Here is a 2,485-nt window from a genome sequence, read left to right on the forward strand (position 1 = left end):
CCTTGCGCCATGCTCACCGTCGAGCGCGTCGCCGTATCGGCCGAATCACCGCTGACGATCATCGTGCTTGCCATCGCCGATGCCCCTGCGCTCGTCCCTGCGACGATCGTACCGCCGTGAAAGGCACGCAGGATACTGCGGTCAGCCTCGCTCCCGCCCAAGATACTCGTCAGCCTCAGCTGATCGCCGCCCGTTAAAAATATCCCGCTGGAATGACAGATCGCACGCGATACCTCTTCCGATGATGCCTCCTCTCTCGTATCGGCGAACAGCACGCGCACCTCGCCCGCACCGAGTTTTTCGAAGATCGCGCGATACTCCTCGCCCACCTCTTTCGGAAGCTCCGTCGCCGTCGTCAATATCACGATACGCGCATCCTCTCCGCCCGCAAGCTCCACGAACGCACGCAAGATAGGGCACTCGCCCTCTTTTTCCTCATTTCCGCCGATCACCAACAGACTGCCCGACTCTCGACTGCTCATGATTCTTCCTCCGTTCCTTGATTGATCGCTACGATGTTATCGTGTCCATTCTCCTTTTGGTTTTATACATTTTTCAAAAAAACTGTTGACGGACGCGCAACTTCATAGTATTCTGTTACCATACTGAATAAGAAAATGCGATGACTGAGAAATAGTAAGCCAAAGGGCGCAGTACAGAGAAACGGCGGGTGGTGCAAGCCGTAGTGAAGAGTTTGGTCGAATGGGCTCAGGAGTGGATGCTGAACCGTATATCGGTAGGTGATCTCGGCTGTCTGCCGTTATCAGACTAGGTTATCGACGCAAATGCGTCCGTAGCTGAATTGAGCGGATCGTTTTTACGATCACATGAGGTGGTACCGCGGTTATGATCGTCCTCTGTTTGCAGATGCAAACAGGGGATTTTTTTATCAGTAAAATAAACAGTACATCAGGGGGATTTTAATCATGCTTATGAACAACAATGGATTTTTTGGTGAATTCGGTGGTCGCTTCGTTCCCGAGATGCTCGAAGCACCGCTCAAAGAACTCGAAACTTGCTTCTATCAATATATCAACGACGAAGAGTTCCACAAAGAGCTTCGTTACTACTTCAAACAGTACGTCGGCCGTCAGACGCCGCTCTACTTCGCACCGCGCCTTACCGAAGCATGCGGCGGCGCACAGATCTATTTGAAACGCGAAGACCTCAACCACACGGGCGCACACAAGATCAACAACGCACTCGGTCAGGTGCTTCTTGCCAAACGCATGGGCAAAAAACGCATCATCGCCGAAACGGGCGCAGGTCAGCACGGTGTTGCGGCGGCAACGGTAGCGGCACTGTTTGGTATGGAATGTATCGTCTACATGGGCGAAGTCGATATCAAACGTCAGGCACTCAACGTATTCCGCATGAATCTTCTCGGTGCGAAAGTCGTTGCCGTAACGGAAGGCGCAAAAACGCTTGCCGAAGCAGTTGACGCGGCACTTCTCGACTACGCACAAAATTACAAAGACACGTTCTATCTCCTCGGCTCGGCAGTCGGCCCGCATCCGTACCCGACGATGGTACGCGAATTCCAGAGCATCATCGGCGAAGAAGCACGCGCACAGATGATCGAGCAGACGGGCAAGCTCCCCGACTACGTTCTCGCACCGATCGGCGGCGGTTCCAACGCCATCGGCCTGTTCCACCCGTTCGTAAATGACAAAGAAGTCAATATCGTCGGCATCGAACCGGGCGGCCGCGGACTTGATACGCCCGACCATGCGGCAAGCATCAGCAAAGGCACCATCGGCACGATCCACGGATTCAAATGCTACACGCTCCAAGACGAACAAGGAGGCATCCTCCCCGTTCACTCCATCGCCGCAGGCCTTGACTATCCCGGCGTAGGCCCCGAACACAGCTTCTATGCACAGAGCGGTCGTGCACAGTACGTTGCCATCACCGACGAAGAAGCAATGAACGCCTTCTTCGAACTTTCCAAACTTGAAGGCATCATCCCTGCTATCGAAAGCTCCCATGCGGTCGCATACGCAATGAAGCTCGCTAAAACGCTCCCGTCCGACAAGACTATCATCGTCAACCTCTCCGGCCGCGGTGACAAAGACATCGGCCAGATCATCGACATGCTCAAAAACGGCGACATCAAAGGACATGATATCCACATGGATATGATCGAGGACTAAGGAACGCTGTATCAAAAAAAGATAAGAAGAAAAGGGTAAGAAACAGAAACGTTTCTTACCCTTTTTGTATGTACTGATAATTCTTGCAGTACGTATTGACGGTTCGCGACTAATCAATCACTTTCGATTCTTGGACGTGACCGCAAAATCGCAAAGTCATCTTTTTTAAAAATGGAAAACTCTTTCCTCTACTCTTACTTTTTGGCTTGCCCCAGCGGTTCGCGACTGACCAATCAGCACCACCTAACGGTGTGCTTCTTGGGTCGCTATCGCATGGGAAGTATTAACCAATCAGCATCGCCCTTCGGACTTGCTTCTTGGATACTTCTCCA

At 52.3% G+C, this 2,485-nt stretch carries 2 protein-coding genes and 1 other annotated feature; of the genes, one reads left to right on the forward strand and one right to left on the reverse strand.

Annotated features, from left to right (window positions below; translation table 11 throughout):
* Positions 1-482, reverse strand: a 482-nt coding sequence (locus tag IJN28_00470; protein ID MBQ6712245.1) for a cyanophycinase, incomplete at its 3' end; no start/stop codon positions are given.
* Positions 483-613: 131 nt separating this feature from the next.
* Positions 614-861: a binding site (T-box leader), on the forward strand.
* 65 nt (positions 862-926) lie between these two features.
* On the opposite strand from IJN28_00470, the gene trpB reads away from it, so the two are divergent.
* Complete coding sequence (trpB, locus tag IJN28_00475; GenBank protein MBQ6712246.1) at positions 927-2,153, forward strand: tryptophan synthase subunit beta; 1,227 nt, start codon at positions 927-929, stop codon at positions 2,151-2,153.
* Positions 2,154-2,485: the final 332 nt, after the last annotated feature.

Source organism: Selenomonadales bacterium, from assembly GCA_017442105.1.
Classification (GTDB): Bacteria; Bacillota; Negativicutes; order RGIG982; family RGIG982; genus RGIG982.

Coding starts and splice junctions, on each gene's coding strand:
- trpB (MBQ6712246.1), top strand. CDS start 927: ATGCTTATGAACAACAATGGATTTTTTGGTGAATTCGGTGGTCGCTTC.